This is a genomic window from Gluconobacter kondonii (genome assembly GCF_002723995.1).
In the GTDB taxonomy this organism is placed as follows: domain Bacteria; phylum Pseudomonadota; class Alphaproteobacteria; order Acetobacterales; family Acetobacteraceae; genus Gluconobacter; species Gluconobacter kondonii.
Genome location: NZ_BEWP01000046.1, coordinates 1 through 3,229 on the forward strand (window position 1 = coordinate 1; position 3,229 = coordinate 3,229).

General features: G+C 55.6%; 4 protein-coding genes. All 4 read left to right on the forward strand.

The features are described 5' to 3' along the window. Nucleotides 1-768, forward strand: a 768-nt coding sequence (locus GKO01_RS15555; protein ID WP_099287784.1) for a transposase, incomplete at its 5' end; no start/stop codon positions are given. A gap of 601 nt (nt 769-1,369) precedes the next feature. Further along, on the forward strand, nt 1,370-2,008 hold the full coding sequence (locus GKO01_RS15565; RefSeq protein WP_099287785.1) for a tyrosine-type recombinase/integrase: 639 nt from the start codon (nt 1,370-1,372) through the stop codon (nt 2,006-2,008). Between the two features lie 45 nt (nt 2,009-2,053). Continuing rightward, nucleotides 2,054-2,350 carry a type II toxin-antitoxin system Phd/YefM family antitoxin gene (locus GKO01_RS15570; protein WP_167369413.1) on the forward strand — a complete coding sequence of 99 codons (297 nt, stop codon included), beginning with the start codon at nt 2,054-2,056 and terminating at the stop codon, nt 2,348-2,350. Next, a complete protein-coding gene (locus GKO01_RS15575) occupies nt 2,347-2,730 on the forward strand; it encodes a type II toxin-antitoxin system VapC family toxin (RefSeq protein WP_077804044.1) in 384 nt (127 codons plus the stop codon). Before GKO01_RS15570 ends, GKO01_RS15575 begins: the two co-directional genes overlap by 4 nt. The last annotated feature ends 499 nt before the right edge of the window (nt 2,731-3,229 follow it).

Consider the following 3,229-nt stretch of genomic DNA (forward strand, 5'->3'; position numbering starts at 1 on the left):
CCGGTCTGGCTGTTCCGTGAACGCCTGACCCAGGCGGGAGCGATCGAGGGTCTGTTCAATCGCTTTGATACAACCCTGCGCAACGCCGGATATCTGCCCATGTCGGGCCAGATCCTGGATGCAACGCTGGTGGCTGCTCCAAAGCAGCGCAATACAAACGCCGAGAAAGCCGATCTCCGGGCAGGTCGTATTCCCGAAGACTGGCAGGACAAGCGGGCAAAGCTGTCGCACAAGGATCGTCATGCGCGCTGGACGCTGAAGTTCACGAAGGCGAAGCGGCAGGATGACGGGACGATCCCGTCAACGGATCTCGCCATCCCGTTCTTTGGCTATAAATCGCATATTTCCATCGACCGGAAGTTCAGGTTCATCCGGAAATGGAAAGCGACAGATGCCGCCGCCAGTGACGGTGCCAGACTACGCGAGGGCTTGCTGGATAAAACCAATACGGCCTCAACAGTCTGGGCTGACACGGCCTATCGCTCGAAAGCCAACGAAGACTTCATGGAAAAGCAGGGCTTTGTCTCAAAGGTCCACAGGAAAAAGCCGCATCTCAAGCCCATGCCCCGCCACATCCAGCGGTCCAACGCAGGGAAGTCGGTGATCCGGTCGCGTGTCGAGCATGTCTTTGCCGATCAGAAATCGCAGACGGGGCTCTTCATTCGGACTGTCGGTATCACCCGGGCCACCATGAGGATCGGCCTGGCCAATATCGTTTACAACATGCGCCGCTTCCGCTTCCTGGAGAGGTTGAACGCGAGCGCGTAGCCAGCCAGAGACAGCCCCTGATCTGCTCAAAACGCAGACCGAAAACGACCTCAAGAACCGTCAATCAAATCGCCAAAAGCCTGAAATCAGAACCAAGGCACATCAACCAACGGTTCTTCGATCCCTCCACCTGCGAACAGCCAGTCGTATCCGAGAGGCAGTTCTGGAAAGGCTTTCTCACAGCACAGACGTCGATATTTATGTGATTGTACCTGAAGATCCCCTCTGGCTGAATGGCGTATTGCCCGTCGATCCTGTCGCCGGTTTAGAAGAAGGGTTGATCCGGACCTTCAAGCCAAAGTGGAATCGTCGCGGATGCGGAGCGGAATGACTGAAGTGAACGGCTCCGGGATTGACGGCGACTATTCCTCGCGCGACATGAGCCACGTCCGCTTCGAGGAAGCATGAGGCAGCTCTCCCACGTCTGAGATGAGGGCGAAAGCAGCAGGTCCGCTTACGCCTATATGCCGGACATACAGCCTCCCATTCGCCACGCCCCTAAGCGGACAGTCCGCAATCACCATGAACTGATGCCGTTTCCTCCCGCCCGAGCGCATTCTCCGCTCGGCTGCATACATGCAGCCCTTCTGGAGAACGTGTCATGGAACAAGGCATACGCTTCCCATCACCCACCTTGAAAACCCAAACCCCCTGGAACGCTGGCAAAATGGTCGGCGCCAAACGGGCGCTGAAAGAGAAACACGTCTGGGCCATCCGCTTCTGGCTGGTCCATGAGGGCAGGATCCGTGATCGAGCGCTGTTCGATCTTGCCCTCGACAGTAAACTCCGAGGTTGCGATCTCGTGACGCTGCGCATCGGCGATGTCGTTACCAGCGGTCAGATCCGGAGCCGCGCGATGATCGTGCAACAGAAAACCAGGCGTCCGGTTCAATTCGAAATCACGGAAACGACGCGCGAGAGTGTCCGCGCCTGGCTGGAGCATCGTGGTGGCTCACTCCAGGATTTTGTCTTTCCCAGCCGCCTGAGCGCGAAGGCACATTTGAGCACGCGGCAATATGCCCGTTTGCTGGACGAGTGGGTGGAGGCGGTTGGCTTAATCCCCGGCGAATACGGCACGCATTCCATGCGTCGGACGAAAGTCGCGATGATCTATAAGCGCACAGGTAATCTGCGTGCGGTGCAAATCCTGCTGGGTCACACCAAGCTGGACAGCACGGTTCGATATCTGGGTGTCGATGTTGAAGATGCCCTGGCTTTGTCGGAGGCGACGGACCTGTGACGTCTCCTACGTTTGCCGCTTGCTCCCTCCCTATGTGTACATGCTATGATGACACATAGGGAGGGGCACATGAGCGAACAGCTTTCTGGCAGCCAGAGCAAGCCACTGAAAATCGGCGTAAGAGAATTCCGCGGCAATCTGACCGCCTACCTTCGTCAGGCGCGACAAGGTAGCACGATTCTGGTCACGTCCCATGATGAGATCGTGGCCGAACTGCGCCCACCGTCCCCGTCCTATCGTCCCCGTCGCCAGCCAGGTGCGCTGCGCGGGCGGATCAAGCTGAGTGATGATTTCGATCAGACGCCGCAGGATATGCTCGACAGCATGGATGGGGTCCTGTGAAGGTTCTGCTCGATACACATGCACTGCTATGGTGGTTGTCAGATTCCGAAAAATTGGGGCCTACATCACGCGAGATCATTGCAGATCCAGCCCATGACATTCTGGTTAGTGTTGTCTCTCTTTGGGAGATTGCTATCAAGATCCGGATCGGGAAGCTGGATGCAGATCTTATCGAGATCACCGATGCTATTCCCACAGAGGGTTTCGCGCTTCTGCAGATTACCCCCGAGCACCTGAAAGTGCTGATGGGCCTACCCATGCATCACCGCGATCCCTTTGATCATCTGCTTATGGCGCAGGCACTGTGTGAACAGGCGTCATTTTTGTCCGGAGATAGCCAGATGACGCATTACTCAATCGAAAGGATAGGCTGTTCATAGCTGTTCGGTTGGTGTCTTAACAAATTACGCATGTTGTCCAGAAAACGGTGGTTCAAATGACACAAGATATTCGCTTCTCTGAACAACGCTTTCCCCGCGTGCGCTTTCGAGCGATTTCCGCCCAGTTTATGGAAAATGGGGTTGTCGCAATCAATATTCGAGTTGACGCTGCAAGATGATGAGATTCGGGGGGCGGCATTACAAACTGGTGCCCCATTTCGACGTGGATCCTGCTACCATCCGAACTTATCGGTGAATGTTATTTGTTGTGCTGCTCGTCCAGACTTTTGTGGCGAAGATCAATCTTACGAGGTGGAGGGATCGAAGAACTGTTTGTTGATGCGATTGTCTGATGATTTTAGTTTTTTGGCGCTTTGATTGAGGGTTTCGGGGGTGACTTTCGCTCTGCGTTTTGAGCAGATCGCGGTCCATCGCCAGTGGGAGGACTACGCGCTCGCGTTCAATCTTTCGAGGAAGAGGAAGCGGCGCATGTTGTAGA